Origin of the sequence: Carboxylicivirga caseinilyticus, assembly GCF_050589785.1 — a bacterium.
Classification (GTDB): Bacteria; Bacteroidota; Bacteroidia; order Bacteroidales; family Marinilabiliaceae; genus Carboxylicivirga; species Carboxylicivirga caseinilyticus.
In genome coordinates, this window is sequence record NZ_JBNGOX010000096.1 from 1 (window position 1) to 1,645 (window position 1,645).

1 rRNA gene is annotated in these 1,645 nt (G+C 49.1%); it reads left to right on the forward strand.

The features are described from left to right. Positions 1–66: 66 nt before the first annotated feature. Positions 67–1,585, forward strand: a 16S ribosomal RNA gene (locus ACRD62_RS22340). Positions 1,586–1,645: the final 60 nt, after the last annotated feature.

Here is a 1,645-nt window from a genome sequence, read left to right on the forward strand (position 1 = left end):
GAAAAGGTAAAAAGTGAACCTGAAGTCAATGGTATAAATAATTTTGAAAGCATTAAAAATTTTTATACAACGAAGAGTTTGATCCTGGCTCAGGATGAACGCTAGCGACAGGCCTAACACATGCAAGTCGAGGGGTAACAGGGTCTTCGGACCGCTGACGACCGGCGCACGGGTGCGTAACGCGTATGCAACCTACCTTACACTGGGGGATAGCCCGTTGAAAAACGGATTAATACCCCATAATATAATTGAATCGCATGGTTTAATTATTAAAGCATTGTGGTGTAAGATGGGCATGCGTGACATTAGCTAGTTGGTGAGGTAACGGCTCACCAAGGCGACGATGTCTAGGGGTTCTGAGAGGAAGGTCCCCCACACTGGTACTGAGACACGGACCAGACTCCTACGGGAGGCAGCAGTGAGGAATATTGGTCAATGGGCGCAAGCCTGAACCAGCCATGTCGCGTGTAGGAAGACTGCCCTATGGGTTGTAAACTACTTTTATACGGGAAGAATGTGATCTACGTGTAGATTTTTGCCGGTACCGTATGAATAAGCATCGGCTAACTCCGTGCCAGCAGCCGCGGTAATACGGAGGATGCAAGCGTTATCCGGATTCATTGGGTTTAAAGGGTGCGTAGGCGGAATAGTAAGTCAGGGGTGAAAGTTTGCGGCTCAACCGTAAAATTGCCTTTGATACTGTTATTCTTGAGTACATACGAGGTAGGCGGAATGTGACATGTAGCGGTGAAATGCTTAGATATGTCACAGAACACCGATTGCGAAGGCAGCTTACTAGACTGTAACTGACGCTGATGCACGAAAGCGTGGGGATCGAACAGGATTAGATACCCTGGTAGTCCACGCCGTAAACGATGATAACTAGCTGTTTGTGATAGACAATAAGCGGCAAAGCGAAAGCATTAAGTTATCCACCTGGGGAGTACGTTGGCAACAATGAAACTCAAAGGAATTGACGGGGGCCCGCACAAGCGGAGGAACATGTGGTTTAATTCGATGATACGCGAGGAACCTTACCTGGACTTAAATGTAGGCTGCATAGATCAGAGATGGTCTTTTCTTCGGACTGCTTACAAGGTGCTGCATGGTTGTCGTCAGCTCGTGCCGTGAGGTGTCGGGTTAAGTCCCATAACGAGCGCAACCCACGTCTTTAGTTACCAGCACGTCAAGGTGGGCACTCTAGAGAGACTGCCGGTGTAAACCGCGAGGAAGGTGTGGATGACGTCAAATCAGCACGGCCCTTACGTCCAGGGCTACACACGTGTTACAATGGCCGGTACAGAGGGCAGCTACTATGTGAATAGATGCGAATCTCAAAAACCGGTCTCAGTTCGGATCGAAGTCTGCAACCCGACTTCGTGAAGCTGGATTCGCTAGTAATCGCGCATCAGCCATGGCGCGGTGAATACGTTCCCGGGCCTTGTACACACCGCCCGTCAAACCATGGAAGCCGGGGGTACCTGAAGTCTGTCACCGCAAGGAGCGGCCTAGGGTAAATCTGGTAACTAGGGTTAAGTCGTAACAAGGTAGCCGTACCGGAAGGTGTGGCTGGAACACCTCCTTTCTGGAGAAATTGTTTATGCCATTCAGGCACTTTTCACCTTTTTAGGTATTATTTAAAAAA